At 49.4% G+C, this 18,454-nt stretch carries 15 protein-coding genes and 1 riboswitch; of the genes, 3 read left to right on the forward strand and 12 right to left on the reverse strand.

What is annotated here, in order from left to right:
- Positions 1 to 653: 653 nt before the first annotated feature.
- The 5 genes from D515_RS00540 to torC form a co-directional block, all read right to left on the reverse strand.
- Positions 654 to 1,247, reverse strand: coding sequence for a TfoX/Sxy family DNA transformation protein (locus D515_RS00540; protein WP_002535127.1), 594 nt, complete (start codon positions 1,245 to 1,247; stop codon positions 654 to 656).
- A 114-nt stretch (positions 1,248 to 1,361) separates the two neighbouring features.
- A riboswitch (cyclic di-GMP riboswitch) is annotated at positions 1,362 to 1,460 on the reverse strand.
- A 306-nt stretch (positions 1,461 to 1,766) separates the two neighbouring features.
- Positions 1,767 to 2,777 carry an HTH-type transcriptional repressor PurR gene (gene purR / locus D515_RS00545; protein ID WP_002535128.1) on the reverse strand — a complete coding sequence of 337 codons (1,011 nt, stop codon included), beginning with the start codon at positions 2,775 to 2,777 and terminating at the stop codon, positions 1,767 to 1,769.
- 477 nt (positions 2,778 to 3,254) lie between these two features.
- Entirely contained in the window at positions 3,255 to 3,902 is a 648-nt protein-coding gene (gene torD / locus D515_RS00550) for a molecular chaperone TorD (RefSeq protein WP_002535130.1), read from the reverse strand.
- A 94-nt stretch (positions 3,903 to 3,996) separates the two neighbouring features.
- A complete protein-coding gene (gene torA, locus D515_RS00555; protein ID WP_002535131.1) occupies positions 3,997 to 6,525 on the reverse strand; it encodes a trimethylamine-N-oxide reductase TorA in 2,529 nt (842 codons plus the stop codon).
- A 78-nt stretch (positions 6,526 to 6,603) separates the two neighbouring features.
- Positions 6,604 to 7,767 carry a pentaheme c-type cytochrome TorC gene (torC, locus tag D515_RS00560; protein WP_002535133.1) on the reverse strand — a complete coding sequence of 388 codons (1,164 nt, stop codon included), beginning with the start codon at positions 7,765 to 7,767 and terminating at the stop codon, positions 6,604 to 6,606.
- Between the two features lie 415 nt (positions 7,768 to 8,182).
- Here torC and torR point away from each other — a divergent pair, with 415 nt between their 5' ends.
- The 3 genes from torR (at position 8,183) to D515_RS00575 (ending at position 9,917) form a co-directional block, all read left to right on the forward strand.
- On the forward strand, positions 8,183 to 8,896 hold the full coding sequence (torR, locus tag D515_RS00565) for a two-component system response regulator TorR (protein WP_039849380.1): 714 nt from the start codon (positions 8,183 to 8,185) through the stop codon (positions 8,894 to 8,896).
- Between the two features lie 23 nt (positions 8,897 to 8,919).
- Positions 8,920 to 9,390 (forward strand): DUF2947 domain-containing protein, encoded by a 471-nt coding sequence (locus tag D515_RS00570; protein ID WP_002535136.1) that lies wholly within the window; start codon positions 8,920 to 8,922, stop codon positions 9,388 to 9,390.
- Between the two features lie 134 nt (positions 9,391 to 9,524).
- Entirely contained in the window at positions 9,525 to 9,917 is a 393-nt protein-coding gene (locus tag D515_RS00575; protein WP_002535137.1) for a hypothetical protein, read from the forward strand.
- A 406-nt stretch (positions 9,918 to 10,323) separates the two neighbouring features.
- On the opposite strand, the gene D515_RS00580 is transcribed toward D515_RS00575, so the two are convergent.
- From D515_RS00580 to D515_RS00610, 7 genes are all read right to left on the reverse strand, one after another.
- Complete coding sequence (locus D515_RS00580) at positions 10,324 to 11,379, reverse strand: TRAP transporter substrate-binding protein (protein ID WP_002535138.1); 1,056 nt, start codon at positions 11,377 to 11,379, stop codon at positions 10,324 to 10,326.
- A gap of 98 nt (positions 11,380 to 11,477) precedes the next feature.
- Positions 11,478 to 12,800, reverse strand: a complete 1,323-nt coding sequence (locus D515_RS00585; protein ID WP_002535139.1) for a TRAP transporter large permease — start codon at positions 12,798 to 12,800, stop codon at positions 11,478 to 11,480.
- Positions 12,797 to 13,375 (reverse strand): TRAP transporter small permease subunit, encoded by a 579-nt coding sequence (locus D515_RS00590; RefSeq protein ID WP_002535141.1) that lies wholly within the window; start codon positions 13,373 to 13,375, stop codon positions 12,797 to 12,799. Before D515_RS00590 ends, D515_RS00585 begins: the two co-directional genes overlap by 4 nt.
- A gap of 28 nt (positions 13,376 to 13,403) precedes the next feature.
- The gene (locus tag D515_RS00595; protein ID WP_002535143.1) at positions 13,404 to 14,159 is read right to left on the reverse strand and encodes a GMP synthase; all 756 of its coding nucleotides are present in this window, start codon (positions 14,157 to 14,159) and stop codon (positions 13,404 to 13,406) included.
- 8 nt (positions 14,160 to 14,167) lie between these two features.
- Entirely contained in the window at positions 14,168 to 15,328 is a 1,161-nt protein-coding gene (locus D515_RS00600; RefSeq protein WP_002535145.1) for an iron-containing alcohol dehydrogenase, read from the reverse strand.
- An 8-nt stretch (positions 15,329 to 15,336) separates the two neighbouring features.
- On the reverse strand, positions 15,337 to 16,722 hold the full coding sequence (locus D515_RS00605) for an aldehyde dehydrogenase family protein (RefSeq protein ID WP_002535146.1): 1,386 nt from the start codon (positions 16,720 to 16,722) through the stop codon (positions 15,337 to 15,339).
- A gap of 8 nt (positions 16,723 to 16,730) precedes the next feature.
- On the reverse strand, positions 16,731 to 18,101 hold the full coding sequence (locus D515_RS00610) for a glutamine synthetase family protein (RefSeq protein WP_002535148.1): 1,371 nt from the start codon (positions 18,099 to 18,101) through the stop codon (positions 16,731 to 16,733).
- Between the last annotated feature and the right edge of the window lie 353 nt (positions 18,102 to 18,454).

Consider the following 18,454-nt stretch of genomic DNA (forward strand, 5'->3'; position numbering starts at 1 on the left):
AGCGTCGTTGCGCCGCCAATGTGGTAGTTACGGTGCCAATAGCAGCGTTGAGCAAAACTATTCAACCGTAGGCCCCAAACCACAACCAGAGCGTTGATACCGAAAAAAAGGATAACAATGATGGTGAGAAACGAGGGGTCAAAAGTGCCGTGCGTATTTGCCGCATACGAGGCTGCAGGGAAAAAGAAGCAAAGAAAAACCGTCCATTTGAATCTGCGCGGCCATTTTCTGAAATGGTCGCGGAAAATTCTGTCTATTTGGTCTGGAAACGGCTTTGTGTAGTGCATTTTTCTGTTGCCATTTGTCTGTCTTCTCTTTTGGCATAGTTCAGATTTGCATGCACTGGTAAGCGGGCAAGGCTCTTGTGTATCTTATATGTGACACATGTCACGAAAATGGTTTTAGGAGTGCTTTGTTGAGGTTGATCGAACGACGGTCAAAATCATCGGTTTTTTATCAGTTTTCTCTGACAAAGCCTTATCAAATAAGCAATGGTTCATGGCAGGACTTTCCATTATCTCTCTCCAAAACAGCATCAAATCGACAGGAATTTTGCAAATTAGTTCGGATTTACAGTACGGAATATCAGAAAGCAAAACAGCCAGCGGCGGAGAAGGGCACGCTGGCTGTCTCTATAACGAAGTAATCGTGAATTACTGTCGAAGGGTTTCGAGCAACTCGTTTCTGCGTTGGGGCGTGATCACCGACCAATGCTTGCCTTCAATCGCACCTTCCAGCGCCCATAGTAACTCGAGGCTTAGCGTATCGTTGTGGGATTTTTGTAGTGCTTGATAAGCACCTACTGCGCCGGCACGCTGAAGCTCTTCGACGGATTCGATACCTGCTTTTTTCAGCATACGTTCCGTCGCAAGGCGAAGGTTCGGAAGATCTTTGATACGTGAAGGCGCCGCAGTCTTCTTTTCTTGCTGGTCTTCCCTTGCAATTGCGAGGGCCTTGGTGGCGTGGTCCATCATTAGACCGGACTGATCCCACCAATCTTGTGGTACGGCGTAGTACTTAGTGACAACTGGGAATCCACGCTTCTTATACACGTAGGGTTCCATATTCAGTGCTTTGAATTCTGTTTCGTTGGCTGGGCCAGCGCGAAGATGAAGCTGGTCATTGACGACAAGTGCAAACATTGTCTCGTCGCAGAAAACACCAAAACCACCAAACATAGAGCGCGATTTCATTTTGCCCAGACATTCGAAGAACTTCAGTGTGTTTTTTAGGGTTGGTTTATCCATGTGACTTATTCTCAATCAATACGTTCCTGGATGAATGGTCAAGGAGTAACGTAGCAATGCTAATTCAGAGAATTGTCAACGCACCGGGCGAACCGGATGTGAAATGCTAACGTCATCGGTAGCTCCGCTACCAACACCTGATGAATATTTTCAACGGTGTGAGGCCGGAAGCTTTGCGTCCCAGGCTTTCGCCTTGGTTTGCCTTTTTCTTGACGAGATTTAGCTTAACCGAATCGCGTCTTTTTGTCGTTATTGCTGGTCGAACAAAGTGTGATCTTAGTTCAGAACGAACTCTATTGATTTCTTTGTAATTATTCCGTTCTCTTTGTTATTGCAGAAATTTCGACCATCGCACCCCTTTTACAGTATGCAATAAGGGTAGCACTAGAAATCTGGGCATTTTATTGATTTTGAGGTTCGTCGCAATAACAAGATGCATTTATTTGGAAAACTTGTCAGTAAAAGAAAAGCCTGAGCGTAAAGCTAAGGCTTTTTGGTGACATTTACGGCGATTTTGGGCTATGACTGTTTTAAATTCTTTACAGAGCGTCGCACAATCAATTCAGGCTGCATTTCAAAAATCTGTTGCTGGTTCTCTTTGTTTGCCAGACGTTCCATCAGCAGCTTAATCGCTGTTTTGCCCAAACGGTTTTTAGGCTGGTGAATTGTGGTTAACGGTGGCGAGAAGAAGCCAGCTAAATCGATGTTGTCATAGCCAATGATGGAAATGTCATTCGGCACATCCAGACCCGCCTGACGGAAGGTACTGATCGCAGCCAATGCCATAATGTCGTTAAAACAGAATACGGCAGTAGGGCGGTCATCCAGCGCGACAAGCTTATTCGCGGCTTCTACCGCAGAATCACATTCGAAATCCGCTTCGACAATCCAATCCAGGTTGTAAGTCAGGCCAGCTTCTTCCAGCGCTTTGCGAAAACCGTCCAGACGCTCTCTACAAGTCAGTTTATCCATCTGGCCTGAGATACAGCCAATCTTGGTGTGACCGTTTTCAATAAAGTGTTTGGTGGCAATGTATCCACCAAGCTCTGCGTTGTCCTGAATGCAGTCAGTGTTAATGTGCTGCGTACCCCAGTCCATCACGACCATTGGCAGATCCTGCTTCTTCTCAAGCAGAGAAAGCAGTTCTTCGTTTAGGTCAGAACACATCACCAGCAGGCCATCCACGCGCTTTTCAGCTAGCATACGAAGGTAATCGCGCTGCTTGGAGAGATTACCTTCGGTATTACACAGGATCAGCGTGTAGCCTTCTTTGTAGCAGTATTCTTCTACACCATGCACCACTTCCGCGAAGAATGGGTTGGTTGATTTGGTCACCAGCATGCCAATGGTGCGGGTAGAGTTGCACTTCAAGCTTCTAGCCACGGCGCTTGGTGCGTAGTTCAGTTCGTCGACAGCGGCCCAGACTTTCTTGGTCGTGTTCTCTGCAACAAAACGCGTCTTGTTGATCACGTGCGAAACTGTTGTTGTAGAGACACCGGCGAGTCGTGCGACGTCTTTAATTGTTGCCATTCAGTAATCTTCTTATCGTTTTATTGGCAGTCTCTGTCATATCGGACTGCACAAGTTTACGCCGCTCAACCTATCAGAATATTTTCGATTCAATCCGACGGTATAAGCGGCGTATTAGGTTCGTTCAAATTGTGGTCGTATTTCTCCCCCTTTGTGCGCGTAATCAGACGTTACGCACAAATCATCAATACCTTATCGGTGAGGGGAGGTAATATCGCGCGAGGCACTTACATGAGTTTGTTGCAAGATTTCAGAAAATTCTCAATGCCAATCGCTTGCGTTCACAGTTTAATGTCAATGGTCCTACGCCGCAATTATTGTGTCTTAGAGACGTGCATAAGGTTGATGCGCATCATGCTAACCACACAGTGCGTACTTTCAGTTTCAGCTAACTGAGCGCCAGCTTGGTGATTTTGAACAGCTATAAACACAAAAAGCCGGGAACAAGCCCGGCTTTTGAACACTGTGCTTGTCCGTTTATTCGCCTTTAAGGAAGGCTTGGTCCAACTTGATAAAGGACACCAACAAGTTCGCTGCAGCTTTATAGAAGCCGAATTTGTCGAACTGCTGCACGGTTTGTTGGAACTGCTCAATCCAAGGCAGCATCATGGTTTCAAGAAAACGTTGCTGCTCTTGCATCATCGCTTCTTGTTTTTCCTCGTCTGTTTCTTTGTTCGCGAGGATCGACAGGTTACCCATAAAGTCGAGTTCTACCGCCAAGTGATCAAACGGCTCGTTAAAGTCTTTCCGTTGAGCAATACCGTACTTGTCCATCCAATGGCCCATTTCAACCGCTGGCTTGTCGTTCAACAAGCCGGTTTCGCCAATGTACATAGAGGCGTAAGGCAGGGCGCCTGACTTCGGTGTGCTCAGGAACAAGGCGCAGAAATCTGCCGCCAATTCAAGCTGTGCATCTTCTCTGACTTTCAGTTTCGCCAGTGCGTCACGAAATTCCGCAATCGGGGCTTTCAATTCGTCGGTCATCGCCAACACGGAGTAGTAGTTATCCATGTCGCCGCCGTGGTAGTTGTCCAGATCTTGCTGGGTCAACTCCGTCGCAAACAGTGAAGACATCCACCAGTAAAACTCGGCACGTTGTTCGTTAATGGCGATAAATTCTTGCATTGTCATTCCGTAAGTGAGGGATGTTTTTCGTTAATTCTAACCAGCTTAGAGTAAAAAAGGGCAGCCAAGCTGCCCTTTTTCTTCACACTGTCTCTTATGCGATATCCATCGCCGGGAACAGTGGGTTAACGTCGTCAACCGCGATAGGGCCGCTGAAGCCTGTCACTGCTGGCACTTTGCCAGTGTATTTCTCAATTTCAACCAGTGCAGTGTGTGCAGAGGTTGCCTGAGCCAGCTTAGAGGTACCGATATCAACGGTCAGTACGTTTGGATCGCCGTAAGTACACAGGGTACCTGGTTTGCCACCTTCCAGCGGCGCATACCATGCACCCTCGTGGATACGACATACGCCAGACATGTAATCGTCAGTCACCACTGCACCAGCCAGTACCTGACCACGGTCGTTGAACACGCGTACGATGTCGCCAGATTGGATACCACGTGCCTTCGCGTCAGCAGTGCTGATGTAGCAAGGCTCGCGACCTGCTACCGCGTAAGTGCCGCGGTGGTCGTCAGACGAACACAACTGCGAGTGCAGACGGTGGTTCGGGTGACAGCTTTGCAGGTGGATAGGGTACTGCTTCGACTTAGGACCACCGTGGCTACGTTCTACTTTTTCGAACCACATTGGGTGACCCTGACAGTCGTCGTAACCCATGTCGGCGATGGTCTTACAGTAGATCTCGATCAGACCAGATGCTGTGCCCAATGGCTCCAGATCCGGTTCTTTACGGAACGCTGCGTGACGAACCCACTCTGAACCTTCTGGGAATGCGATGAATTGCTCTTCTTCCCAGAACTTAACGAAGTTAGGCATGCGAACGCCGATACCACGACCTTGCAGACGTGCACCGTTGTAGATTTCTTCAATCCACTCCATCTTGGTCTTACCGCCAGTGAAGGCTTCTTCACGACCGTAACGGGTACACAGCTCACGGAAGATATCGAAATCGTCTTTCGCTTCGAACATTGGCTCAACGATTTGTTTCATCGCGATGATGCCTTTATTCGAGTGGTTACCGAACTGCTCGATGTCGTTACGTTCGTAAGTGGTGGTCGCTGGCAGAACGATGTCTGCAAAGCGGCAAGTCGCTGTCCATTGGTGCTCAACGCTGACAACCGTTTCCAAATTACGCCACGCTTTGATCATACGGTTACGATCCTGGTGGTGGTGGAATGGGTTGTTACCACAGAAGATAGCCATCTTCATGTGTGGGAATTTCACGCTGTGGCCGTTGAACTGGATAGTGGTACCCGGGTTCTCGATACAATCAACGAAACGCGCAACAGGGATGTAGCTTGAGTAGCCGTTGTAGCTGCCGCTGTGGATTGGATCAACGCCAGTCACTGAGCTGAAACCAGACATCAGTGGGCCCGCAGAAGTAATCGTACCTGCGTCGTTGTAGTGCCAACCGAAGCCGAAACCACCGCCTGGCAGACCGATTTGACCCAGCATGGCTGCCAGAACAACGATCATCCACGCGTATTGTTCGCCGTGCTGCATGCGCTGCAGACACCAACCCGCAATGATCTGGGTGCGGCCATTTGCCATGGTGCGCGCCAGTTCGCGGATTTGATCAGCAGGGATGCCACAGATTTCAGCCGCCCACTCAGGTGTTTTTTCTACGCCGTCTTTCTCACCGGTCAGGTAAGGAACGAACTTATCGAAGCCCGTTGTGTAGTCAGCCAGGAACTGCTCGTCGTAAAGCTTCTCAGTGTACAGCGTGTGTGCGATCGCCAGCATCAGAGGGACGTCAGTTTGCGGGTTAACCGCAACCTGAGAACCGCCGAAGAACTTGTATGATTCGTTCTTCACCGGGTCAACGTGAATCACGTTGATTTCGCCTGCTTTTACTTTCTCAGCCAGTTGCTGGTAGTAACCGTAAACGCTGTGGTCTGGAACCAGCCAGCCCACTTGCAGGTTCTTGATTGGGTCTGAACCCCAGATAACGATGTTTTTCGCGTTTTCCAGAACCAGCGGCCAAGAAGTTTGTTGCTCATAAACTTCCATCGCACCTGCAACGTAAGGTAGAACAACCTGCGCAGAACCAGTCGAGTAGTCGCCCACTTTTGCCAGGTAAGTACCGTGCAGGCTGATAGCGCGCTGCATCATAGTACCGGCGGTGTTGAACTTACCGCATGACTGCCAGCCAGAGTGACCTGCATACAGTGCGCTTGGGCCATAGGTGTTTTGAACACGCTCTAGCTCGTGGTGGAAGAAGTCCAAAGCCTGTGACCATGGCACACGTACAAAGCGGTTGTCACCACGTTGTGAAGTGTCTGATTTCCAGCCGTGCTTCAGCCAGTCGATGCGTACCATTGGGTACTTAACGCGAGATGGGTTGTAGACCACTTCACGTACACCGTTCAGCATTGAGGTTGGGTGTGGATCGTTTTCAAACGCTACTGTGTCAACCCAGATACCGTTTTCAACTTTCGCGCGGAATGCACCCCAGTGTGAACCGTGGATAACTTCGCCAGAGAAGGTGTTTTTCGCTTCAGTCGCGGCCATTGCTTTGCGTGGTGCCAGCAGGCTGGAACCAATCACAACACCCGCACTGGCGGTTAACATGCCAGAGAGAAAACGACGGCGGGAAATGCCTTGTTGTTTTTCAGTCGCCATGTAGAAGTCCTTATAGTTTTTAATTCATCAGGGCAGATGCACGAGGGCGCATCTGCCGCTTAGTATTCTTTTTGCCGATTAGTGGGCGCCTGCACCGCCGGTATCACTACCGTGGTTTTGCAGATACTTCAGCAGAGTGCGCTCTTCGGTCTTGCTCAGGCGGTAGTAAGCACTCATCGCTTTCAGGCTTGAAATCCAGCCGTTTGCAGTGAAGTGGCCAGGGGCCGGTGCTGCGTGACAAGAGTTACAAGAAGATGCGTACATTTCTGATGCGTAGTCCCAGATAGGGTCAATGCTTTCAACCAGGTGATCTTTGGTGATGTAGGCATTCACAGCCACTTGTTTCCAAGCGATGTTGGTTGCTGGATCCACTTCTTCAGAAATCACAGTCTCAGTTGCTTTCACGTCACCACGAACGGTCGCCTTGAATACGCGTTTACCCATGTACTCGGTCATTACACGGCCTTTACCGTTGGTTTCGATCCAGCCTTGAACACGAACTTTCAGCATGTCGCCTTCTTCGCCAACCACTTCTACTTCAGAAGCTGGCAGCAGCTGACCTTCAACCTTGCCGTTTGCATCAGCGGTAGCAAACAGGCTCTTCTCTTCGATAGAGAACAGTTTCTTGGCGCCAGCAGGCGCGGTTGCAGAAGCAGTCAGGGTTTCGAATGTCTTACGGAAGCCACCTGCCATGTTTGGCAATTCGTGAGCAATACCTTTGTGACATTCGATACACGCCATATTTTCTTTCGCTGCAGGGATCATTTCTTTCATCGCCTGAACAGACTGCTTGTCGTGATCCATCGCTTCATATGAGTGACAGGTTGTACAGGTCTTGTAGTTCTCGTCAGCCATGCGATCCCAGACTTTCTGGGCGAGTTCGAGTCGGTGTTCCTCAAACTTTTCTGGGGTATCAATCTTGCCCGTCACGAAGTGGTGGTAAACGTCTTTATAAGCGCCCATTTTGCGCCAGATTTTGCCTACGAAATCTTTAGGCTGGTGACAGTCTACACATTCAGCACGGATGCCTTTTGCGTTGCTGTAGTGAATCGACTGCTTATATTCCTCGTAGTTTTGCTGCATCGTGTGGCACGACACACAGAACTCGGTTTGAGAGAAGTAGTCGAGAGACTTGTTCATCACGACCACGCCGGCAACCGTGATGACAGCACCGATCAGAACCAGCGCAAGAATGGAGTACTTCGCGCTAGGTTTGTTCAGCTTCTGCAATAGCTTTTTCATAAAAGTGGATACACCCATAAAAGTTTTTGTAGTTAGTGTTTGGGCCCATTCCGGCAGCGTGTTAGGAAGCAAGCCAGCGCACTATAGCTACATGTTTTTGATGCGTTATTTAGAGGTGGGCATAGTAGCGATTGGATATGAATATGGTTCATCTAGGAAATGAACAGGCGAGCGGCGAATATGAACAGATGTGAACAGAATCGATTGTTAACGTGAGATGTGGGCTTTATGTGCTTCTAAATGTGCCTAAAATGACTTAATTGTCGCCTATCTCGCAAAAACACCCCTGTTGTTGTTAAAAAACATGGTTGATTTGTCGCACATAAAACTGCAATAACCATGAGATAAATCAAGTTTGTTAGCAATTTAGGTGGTACAGTGCGCCTCCTCATGACGATATGTGAACAGGGTAAATGTGACGCATCACATCTTGGTCGTAGATGATGAAGCAGTGACTCGCACCATGGTGAGCGCGTACTTCGAAAAACAGGGATATCACGTCAGTCAGGCCGCTGACGGCAAGGAAATGCATCAGATTATGAACGAGCAGCACGTTGACTTAGTGCTGCTTGATATCAACCTCCCTGGCGAGGATGGGTTGATGCTGACACGCCAACTGCGCAGTAAATCCGATGTCGGTATTATTCTTATTACCGCGAGAACTGACAGCATTGACCGAATTGTTGGCTTGGAAATGGGGGCAGATGACTACTGCACCAAACCACTTGAATTACGAGAACTTCTTGTGCGAGTTCGCAATTTGCTCTGGCGCATTTCCAAGGCGAATACTCTGCCTGAAATGCAGAGTTCAGTAAAAGAAAGTGATAACATCGTGAACTTCAATGGCTGGACATTCGACATTGAACGTCGGGCATTGAACAAGGGCGACAACGCAGTGAAACTCACCAAAGCAGAATATGAAATGCTGGTGGCGTTCACGGCGAACCGCAACCGGGTGTTGAGTCGGGAGCGGATCTTGAACTTGATCAGCCATCGGGTCGATGCACCCAATGACAGAACCATTGATGTATTAGTTCGACGCTTACGAAACAAAATCGAGGTCGAACCCAAAAAGCCGCAAATGTTCATTACTGTCCATGGCGAAGGTTACATGTTCGCGGGGAAATAACGCCCGCGAACTCTGAGAGAACTATGAATTACATTCCCTTTGAAGAATACAAACGTAAGTGGATTTTCACGCACCAGTCTATGCCTGTTACAGAAGAAGACCGCGAGCACATCAAACCGATGACCGAAGAGCGCGGCGGGCAGCTATGGCGCGATTTTGTCAGCCAACAAAGCCCAACGCCGGATCACTTCGGTAAAGGCGACTGGGCGATCATGCGTGATGTGTGGGAGCAAGAATCTGACTGGCAGCACCCTTGGGAAGAAGAAGGCGATTTGCCGGAGGACGTATTGGCGTTTTTCCCATGGGAAGATAATGCGGTGGTTTACTTCTGTTACGACAAAGGCAATATCGTTGAAACCCGTTGGGGAATGTTCAAGAAGTACTGGAAAAACTTCTTGTTCTACGATGACAAGCCGCTGCTGATTGGCCGCAAACGCAAAGAAGCGGCGATGTTCGAACAAAATGGCACAGTGAAGTTGGGTAAGCGCCCTTAGTTGCCTTAGTGCCAAACAATCAGATATGAAGAGCCGGGATTGAACCCCGGCTTTTTTTGTTTTATAGGCCTGATTATTGCTAGTTTTTTAGTCAACGACAAAAATTTGCCGCCTCATTTTGATAAGGATTTTTCATGAAAAAGTTACTGCTGAGCCTGATGACAATGGGCATGGTTTCCGGCTGCAGCTATGTGTCTACCTATGGTGTGCATGGCAAGTTGCTGGGTACAGAGCAACAAATCGTCCAATGTGAGTATGAAGCGGCACTGGACACCCTGCAGCAGTTTACCGTTATCGGCAGTAACAAAGAGAAGTCTCAGGCTTTTGAGTTTATGGGTGTCGTGTATCAGGAAAAAATGGATCTGGAAGCATTTAATCACACGGTTGATAGGTATCTATTCAGTGACATGGGACGGGGAGAAAGCCGAGAGCAAGTGATCATGGAATGGAATGAAGCGCGCCGTGAAATACGTGAAAAGAGGCTTTATGAGCTCGGAAGAGCGGAATGTAGCACGGATTTTGCGTAGGGATTAACGTCCACTGGTGTACATATTTTTCAGCACAACTGTGATCTTATTTCCACAGTATTACCTGACTCGCAAAATTGCTGCATCTGCATAAAACATAAAGGAACTTTCTTGTTTACCTCACAGTTTTCTTATTCATCAGGTACTAAATTACCCCTGTGTTCAAAATCAGTCAGTAATGCAAGGCCGCCACTTACAGACTGATTCTGAACCAAAAGACTTTCATTTCTTTCATTTGGTTTTATCAGCTGAAGGAAACTAATGAGAGGGCAGAACTCTAAATCTGCCAACGTAAAAACTCGAGGAAAACCAGCGTCGGTATTGGCCTATCAACGCTGGTTTTTTTCATTCTAGCCGCTTAAAAAAAGCGGCCTCTCTCAGCCGCTTTTCAAACGTGACGGACGAATTAGGAATAGCGGTAAGGTTTACCCGCTTTCTCCATCACTCCTGCATATTCTTTAAATATTTCTATCACCCGAGCATTTCGTGGACTGGTTTCAGCGATTTCGTCCCAGAATTTGTAAGCCTCGACCTCAACCTGTCGCCACTCTTCATCTGGAATTGTGGTCAGCTGCATCTTGGTACCACTTGTTCTGAGTTTCGCTTCGCCGCCCCAGTACCAGTGCTGACGATAATAGTGTGAAGAATCCATCATCAGGTTAAACAGCACTTTCAGGTGTTCTGGCAGTGCATTCCAACGCTCAGTGTTGGCAAAGAAGGAACCACACCAAGCACCGGAGATATTATTCGTCAGGAAATAGTTGGTCACATCTGCCCAGCCAACGGTGTAGTCTTCTGTAATACCGGACCATGCAATGCCATCCAGTTCGCCGGTCTGCACTGCCACTTCCACATCTTCCCAAGGCAGAGTGACAGGGATAACACCGAAACGGGAAAGGAATCGGCCAGCAGTTGGGAAGGTAAAGATACGTTTCCCTTTCAAGTCCGCCAAGCTACGAATTGGGTCTACCGTTGCGAAGTGGCAAGGATCCCAGGAACCCGCACTTAACCAGGTCACACCTTTGACCTCGCCATACGCTTCCTGCCAGATTTCTTTCAAGCCGTATTCTTCAAACAGTACTGGAACATCGAGGCTATAGCGGGTAGCGAAGGGGAAATAGCCGCCAAACACGGAGATATCGACCGGAGCTGCGATGGAGTCGTCATCACTTTGTACTGCATCAATCGTCCCTTTCTGCATTGCGCGGAACAACTCGCCCGTAGGAACAAGCTGGTCGGCGAAATACAGCTCAATGACCATTTCACCATTGGCTGCAGCGTTAAACGCATCTACAGCAGGTTTGATGACATGTTCAGCGAGCGCTGGGCCAGCATAGGTCTGCAGTCTCCAGCGAATGGGTTCTTTGGCTGATACTACAGCTGGTGCACCCAGAATCGCCGTTGAACTAGCAGCGCCGACGATACCTGCCTTTTTCAGAAAATCACGTCTGTTGTTACTCATAGTGGTGTCCTTATTACGTCATTAATTCGATAAACACACATTTCCATTGATTTGAGTGTAGTTGCATATTTGAGAGTGATTTTTGTAATGGTTTCCTCCTATCGGCTGTAGTGCCATTCTGGCAGCCAGAGCGCGATCTGGGGGAATGCCATGACAATGACAAGCGCACAGATCATGATGAGAACAAACGGCACGATAGAGCGGTAAATGTCGGTCAGTGACACCTCTGGAGGTGCCATCGCACGCATCAGGAACAGGTTGTAGCCAAATGGCGGTGTCATATAGGCAATCTGACAGGTAATGGTATAGAGCACGCCATACCAGATAAGATCGAAGCCGAGTAACTTCACTAATGGCACGTAGAGAGGGGCAACGATAACCAGCATGGCGGTATCGTCGAGGAAGGTTCCCATGATGAGGTAAGAAAGTTGCATCAGGATTAACACTTCCCAAGGCGTCAGACCCAGCCTATCGATAAACAGCGCTTCTATCGCTTTGACTGCGCCTAAACCGTCAAATACCGCGCCAAAGCATAGAGCTGCAAGAATGATCCACATGAACATACAGCTGATGGCGAGGGTTTTACGCAGCGTGTTTTCCATGACTTCTTTGGTCATACGACGCTTGACGATGGCAGCAATGGTCGCTGCCAGAGCGCCGACGGCCGAGCTTTCCACCAAGCTGGTGACACCCATTAGGAACAGGCCTGTCATAGAAAAGAAAATGGCGAGCGGGAGAATGCCTGCGCGCAGAAGTTTGAGCTTCTCACTCATCGGGACATTACGTTCCTCTTTGGAAAGCGCAGGACCGAGATGCGGCTGCATTTTGCAGCGGACGACAATGTATATGATGAACATGCTCGCCATCAGCAGACCCGGCAATACGCCGGCAAGCCAAAGTTGTCCCACAGGCTGGCGTGCAATCATGCCGTAGAGCACCAGTACCACGCTGGGCGGCACCAGTATCCCGAGCGAACTGCCTGCCTGTATCACCCCGGTGACCATGATCTTGTCGTACCCCCGCCTGAGCAGTTCGGGAAGGGCAATACTCGCACCGATAGCCATGCCAGCTACGCTGAGTCCGTTCATGGCTGAAATCGCAACCATCAACAAGATCGTTCCGATGGCTAAACCACCGTGAATCGGTCCCATCCAGACATGGAACATTTTGTAGAGGTCTTCTGCAATACCAGACTCTGAGAGCATGTAGCCCATGTAGATAAACAGGGGCAAGGTTAGCAGCGGATACCACTTCATCAGCTTCATGGCTGCGCCGAAAGCAATTTCAGATCCGCCATCACCCCAAAGCAGCAGAGAAGCAATCACAGCAACGGAACCAATAGCAGCAAATACGCGTTGTCCAGTTAGCAGCATCAGCATCATGGAAGAAAACATCAGCAAAGCGATCAATTCATAACTCATTGCGTGCCTCCTTCTGATTCATCTTCCATACCCTTTGGCGCGCGCAATTTGGCGATGTCTTTGAGCATCACAGCGGTGGCTTGAAGCAGCATCAGGAAGATACTGAAACACATGATGAGTTTGATTGGTGCCATATACGGCCGCCAAGCCGAATAGCTGCGCTCGCCATACTCCAACGCATAGGAGGTGCTGGAAATGCCGCCATAAAGCAAAATCACGAGATAAACGATAAGAAAAATCACCGTGAAACTGTCGACCATCGCTTTGGTGCGCGGTGACCAGTTGCCGTAAACCAAGTCCATGCGTACATGGCTGTTGAGCTGCATAGAGTAGGGGCCACCAAGCATGTAGTAAGCGACCATGGCAAACTGCGCCATTTCAAGCGTCCAAAGCGAAGGCAGGAAAAAGGTTTTGGTGACTGATGAATAGACGAGAATACCTAGCATTAGGAATATCAAATACATCGCAAACCGACCGATGTAGAAGTTAATTGATTCAACAAATCTGACGTAGGTAGCGAGGAACGCAGGCAGGTAAGCCAGATTCTTATCCTCGGGTAAACGTGATGACTCCATAAATACTTCCTTCCTTGAATGGGGTCGTTTAAGGCTTCGTAGACGGCGACGGCTTGCCGGGTGAGGTCTGATTAGCCTTCAGAAAATCCAGCAACCATTGTGTAACAAGCTCTGCGTCCGGAGTTTGCTGCAGGGAGGCTTGCCCGCGAGAGATGACCTCTCCCGGAATACGATCCCTGCGTGACTCCATCAAATCGAAGGAGTAAGCGCGGCTGAATTCGGGATGCCCTTGAATTGCCAGAAAGTGGCTGCCAACGGTAAACATGCCAATAGGGCAGAACTCGCTGCTGGCAAGTGTCGTGCTGTCAGGGGGGAGCTGGCTGACTTGATCCTGATGGCTGACGACAAGTGAAAAGTCAGGCTTGAGACTTTGTAGCCAAGGTTGTGAGACTTTTTCTTCTGCTGACAAATTGCTGGTGGCAATGCCGACTCCCCAGCCTTTTTCTGAACGTTCGACTTTGCCACCCAGTGCCTGAGCCATCATTTGATGGCCAAAGCAAATGCCTACCGTGGGCTTTCCTTGTTCATACAGTGTTCTGACGAAATGCTCGAACCGTTTAATCCAGGGGAGATCGTCATAAACGGAGTAGCGACTGCCAGAAATAACATACCCATCACACTCATCGATGCTTGCGGGATACTCATCGTCAATGACTCGATAGCAGTGCAGAGAAAGCGAAGGATCGACCTTCTTCAATGTCATCTCGAACATGTCAGGATAGTTTCTGTGCGTGCTTTGAAGCTCTGGTTTCACATCATCACAAAGCAGGAGACCGATACGCATAATGCCTCTCAGAGTCCTTTTCCATGGACAGCGTTGAGAAAGAGTTGGCTGTATTCATCAGCAGAAAACGGGATCGGATTACCTCCCGCAGATGGGTCATTGATAGACATCAATCCGACCTTTTCAGCTTCGGAGTCATTAATCCCAATATCAGCCAGTGTGTGGGGAATCCCCAGAGATTCTCGTAATGCCAGTACCCAGCTCAATACGGCATCCGTGCCAGAGCCTTCCAGCGCTAGATAACGAGCCAATCGCTCCATTTTCTCATCGATTTCTCTGCGATTCGCTTCCAATACGTATGGCATCAGGATGGCATTCAGCAGGCCATGGTGAGCGTTGTACAAAGCGCCAAGTGTGTGGGCGATGGCGTGCATAGCACCCAGGCCTTTTTGAAATGCCGTTGCGCCCATACTGGAAGCAACCAACATCTGCATTCTGGCTTGTTTATCTGCCCCGTTGTCAAAAACAATGGGGAGGTTTTGTTGCACTAAACGGATACCTTCAATGGCAATACCTTCTGCCATAGGGTGATAGCCTGGGGCACATAGCGCTTCAAGAGAGTGTGACAACGCATCCATCCCAGTGGCTGCAGTGATATGAGGCGGCAGGCCAAGGGTAAGTTCAGGATCCAGTATGACTTTTCCTGGCAGCATCTGAGGATGAAAGATGATGAGCTTACGTTTTTCATCTTCTTTAGTGATGACAGATGCACGACCCACTTCTGAACCTGTACCTGCCGTGGTTGGAATCGCAACGATGGGGGCAATGAGTTCTGGGTCTGCTTGTGCCCAGTTATCGCCCACATCTTCAAACGCCCAAAGTGGTTGAGACTGTTCCGCTGATAACGCGATGGCTTTCGCGCAATCTAAGGCTGAGCCTCCACCTAGTGCAATCACGCCATCATGGGAGCCTTCTTTGAAAGCCGTATTTCCCGATTCGACGTTCTGGCCTGTTGGATTGCCTTGCACATCACAGAACAGTGCTACAGACAGCCCTTGCTGCTCGCACAGGTCTCTCGTCTGTTGCGTCATCGACAGCGCCGCAATGCCGGGGTCAGTGACCAGCAATGGCCGATGCATTCCCAGGCTTTTACATGCAGCGGGCAAGGCCTCTAACGCGCCGATACCGGCTGTCATTGCAGTGGGGTAATTCCAGTTTGATAATGACATGTCCGCTCCTAAACGCGTTTGAAGTGATAAGACTTGGGTCGTGTTAGATGCTCAAACCCAATTTTTGATAGGGTGCATCCCCGTCCACTGTTTTTGACGCCTACCCAAGCCAGACCGGGGTCAAGGTAATCGCAGCGGTTAAGGAAAACGGTGCCGGACTCGGTGCTATCGGCTAATTGCTCGCCGCGCTCTTCATCTTCAGTGAAAATCGCCGCAGTCAGACCAAATTCGCTTTCATTCATCAAGCGCAAGGCTTCTTCGTCGCTGCTGACACGTTGAATACCTAAAACGGGGCCGAAAGTTTCTTCCGTCATCACCCGCATACTGTGGTCTACGTTAATGAGAAGTTGTGGTGCTAAATAAGGGGTGCCAAGCTGACTAGCCGGGAAATCGGACGCATCAATCATGGGTTTTGCGCCTTGAAGTATCGCTTCTTCCGTTTGGCCCCTCACAAAATCAGCAGAAGCGGTGCGAACTAAAGGCCCAAGTGTTGTGCTTGCTTCATCGGGTCTGCCGAGTTGATATTGGTTCACGAGTTTTACTGCTGCATCGACAACATCGTCATAAACAGCATCATGGACATAAAGCCTCTCCATACCACAGCATGATTGGCCGGAGTTAAAAAAAGCGCCATCGATGACAGTGTCAACAGCATTGGGAACATTGGCGTCGTGGCATATATAGGCTGGGTCTTTGCCGCCAAGCTCCAAACCTGCGCTGATAAAGCGACCAGCAATGGCCTTCTCAACGACCCTGCCGCCAGGTACTGAACCCGTGAATGCAACATGCCGGATTGAATCGTGTTGCATGACGGATTCGGTATCAGCATGGGAAAGGTGAAGATATTGGAAAACGCCTTCGGGTAACCCCGCCTCTGCAAATGCTTCTGCCATTCTTTCGGCGCAAAGAGGCGTTTGGGCAGAGTGCTTGAGCAGTACCGTGTTACCGGCCAACAAAGCAGGAACAATCGCATTAACCGCAGTCAGGTATGGGTAGTTCCAGGGTGCAACCACGAATACTGTACCGAGTGGAACCCGCTTGATGTAACGACGAAATCCCGCTTTATCTGGTAAAGGCATGGGTGAAAGGGCTTCAGGCGCAATGTCTATCATATGCATCGCGCGTTCTTCGAAGCCTGCCACTTCACCTTTGGTATAGGAAATAGGGCGCCCCATCATCCAGGTGATCTCTTCTGCAATTTCATCACCCCTCGCAACAAAACACTCAACGGCTTTGCGGCATATAGCCTGGCGCACTTCAAGTGGCGTGTTTTTCCATGGCGAATAGGCCTTGGAGGCACTTTCCAGTGCGGCATTTATATCGCTTGCTGTAGCAAAAGGGCGCTCGACGTAAACCGAGCCATCTACGGGTGTAATTGTCTGAAAACGCTCCATGTCTTCACCTATATAATTTCAAAATAACGGTCGAGTTCCCAGTCGGTCACATGCTTGCGGAATTCTCTTTCTTCCCACTCACGTGACGCGGCGAAGTGTTCCACGAAGGCTTCACCCAGCATGGCTTTGGCAGCTTCCGATTGTTTGAAAGACTGTGCGGCCTCCCAGAGTGTGCGGGGCAGTTGGAGTTCTTCAGGATGTTCGATTTCATAGGCGTTACCCACGATGCGATCTGTAGGTTTCATCTTGTGTTCAATGCCATAAAGGCCAGAGGCCAGTGCCGCAGCAAGGGCGAGATAAGGGTTGGCATCTGCAGCGCCAAGACGGTACTCAATGCGCTGCGATTTATCAGAACCCGGAATGACACGAAGAGATGTGGTGCGGTTCTCAACGCCCCAGGTCGCATCCGTTGGTGCCCAAAAGCCTGGGATCATTCGGGTGTAGCTGTTGACGGTTGGGGCAATCATGCAAAGGAATTGCGGCATCAGAAGTTGCTGACCCGCGAGGAAGTGGCGCTGAACGTCACTCATATTGAGCTCTGCATCGGGCGCATAAAAGGCACTTTTCCCCGAAGCGCGGTCTCGAAGCGAAATGTGAATATGTCCGCTTTGGCCGGGGTAATCATTGGTCCACTTGGCCATGAAGGTCGCCATCATGTCGTTTTTCTGTGCCAGCACCTTCATGTAGGTTTTGAACAGCGCGGCCTTGTCAGCGGCCTCTTTTGCGTCGTCTACAGTCAACGCAGCTTCGATAACGCCAGGGCCGGTTTCGGAATGGATGCCTTCGATCGGAAAGTCCATGGCTTCACCCATGGCGAGAATTGCTTTATACAAACCTGAGTAAGTAGAGTTACGAATCATCGAGTAACCAAACCAGTCTGGCGTAATGGTTTTCAGGTTGCGGAAGCCTTTCTCGCGGGCGGAGTGAGGTGTTTCATCGAAAATGAAGAATTCATATTCAAGTGCAGCGTAGGCGTCAAACCCCATGTCTGCGGCTTTTTCAAGTACACGGCGGAGTGTGGCGCGAGGACAAACCGCTTCGGCATCGCCAGAAAACTCCGCAATGAATAGCAGCATACCATCTTCATCAAGCACATCGCGGCAGGTGTCAGGAAGAATACGAACCGGGGCATCAGGATAACCTGTGTGCCAGCCAGTGTATTTGGCGTTGTCGTAGAGTTGGTCTTTGACATCCCAGCCCAACACTACATCGCAGAAAGCAAATCCACCATCCAGCGAAGAGAAGAATTTCTCTTTCGACATGTACTTGCCACGCATCACGCCATCGTTATCAAACAAACCGACTTTGACGTGAGAGAGCTTCCTTTCTTCAACAATCTTTTTGGCGTCTGCCGCCGTTTTTACTTCACGCGCTTCCATACCCGCTCCTGTTATTTTCGTTACTGGACCGAAAGAAAAACTGCATGCTCCATTTGCTTCTGATGTTTCAGAAACCCATGAACCTCTATCAACGATAGTTGAAGCATGGGTAAGCAGTAGGTGACTCATCAGTCACTTACGGTTGGTAACGGACTGAATACCCAAACAACCTGAAGATGCCTGATTCAGCGAGATTGACTGGTGTTGTGATCGCGGCGTCCCTTTGTAGGTGTAGTCACCTCCATCAAAAAGGGACAACAAAGAGCACGGCGCCAGTCAACTCGCCCGAAGGGAGGTCATCAATGCGCCCACTTCTTCGTTAAATTCCACGGAAATAGAACGACTATTCCTCG

Source organism: Grimontia indica, from assembly GCF_000333895.2.
GTDB lineage: Bacteria > Pseudomonadota > Gammaproteobacteria > Enterobacterales > Vibrionaceae > Enterovibrio > Enterovibrio indicus.

Excerpts from the sequence above, each read along its gene's own strand:
- D515_RS00605 (WP_002535146.1), bottom strand. The coding sequence starts at position 16,722 with ATGGAGCGTTTTCAGACAATTACACCCGTAGATGGCTCGGTTTACGTC.
- D515_RS00590 (WP_002535141.1), bottom strand. The coding sequence starts at position 13,375 with ATGGAGTCATCACGTTTACCCGAGGATAAGAATCTGGCTTACCTGCCT.
- D515_RS00580 (WP_002535138.1), bottom strand. The coding sequence starts at position 11,379 with ATGAGTAACAACAGACGTGATTTTCTGAAAAAGGCAGGTATCGTCGGC.
- torA (WP_002535131.1), bottom strand. The coding sequence starts at position 6,525 with ATGGCGACTGAAAAACAACAAGGCATTTCCCGCCGTCGTTTTCTCTCT.
- D515_RS00595 (WP_002535143.1), bottom strand. The coding sequence starts at position 14,159 with ATGCGTATCGGTCTCCTGCTTTGTGATGATGTGAAACCAGAGCTTCAA.
- purR (WP_002535128.1), bottom strand. The coding sequence starts at position 2,777 with ATGGCAACAATTAAAGACGTCGCACGACTCGCCGGTGTCTCTACAACA.
- D515_RS00540 (WP_002535127.1), bottom strand. The coding sequence starts at position 1,247 with ATGGATAAACCAACCCTAAAAAACACACTGAAGTTCTTCGAATGTCTG.
- D515_RS00575 (WP_002535137.1), top strand. The coding sequence starts at position 9,525 with ATGAAAAAGTTACTGCTGAGCCTGATGACAATGGGCATGGTTTCCGGC.
- D515_RS00570 (WP_002535136.1), top strand. The coding sequence starts at position 8,920 with ATGAATTACATTCCCTTTGAAGAATACAAACGTAAGTGGATTTTCACG.
- D515_RS00600 (WP_002535145.1), bottom strand. The coding sequence starts at position 15,328 with ATGTCATTATCAAACTGGAATTACCCCACTGCAATGACAGCCGGTATC.
- torC (WP_002535133.1), bottom strand. The coding sequence starts at position 7,767 with ATGAAAAAGCTATTGCAGAAGCTGAACAAACCTAGCGCGAAGTACTCC.
- torD (WP_002535130.1), bottom strand. The coding sequence starts at position 3,902 with ATGCAAGAATTTATCGCCATTAACGAACAACGTGCCGAGTTTTACTGG.
- D515_RS00585 (WP_002535139.1), bottom strand. The coding sequence starts at position 12,800 with ATGAGTTATGAATTGATCGCTTTGCTGATGTTTTCTTCCATGATGCTG.
- D515_RS00610 (WP_002535148.1), bottom strand. The coding sequence starts at position 18,101 with ATGGAAGCGCGTGAAGTAAAAACGGCGGCAGACGCCAAAAAGATTGTT.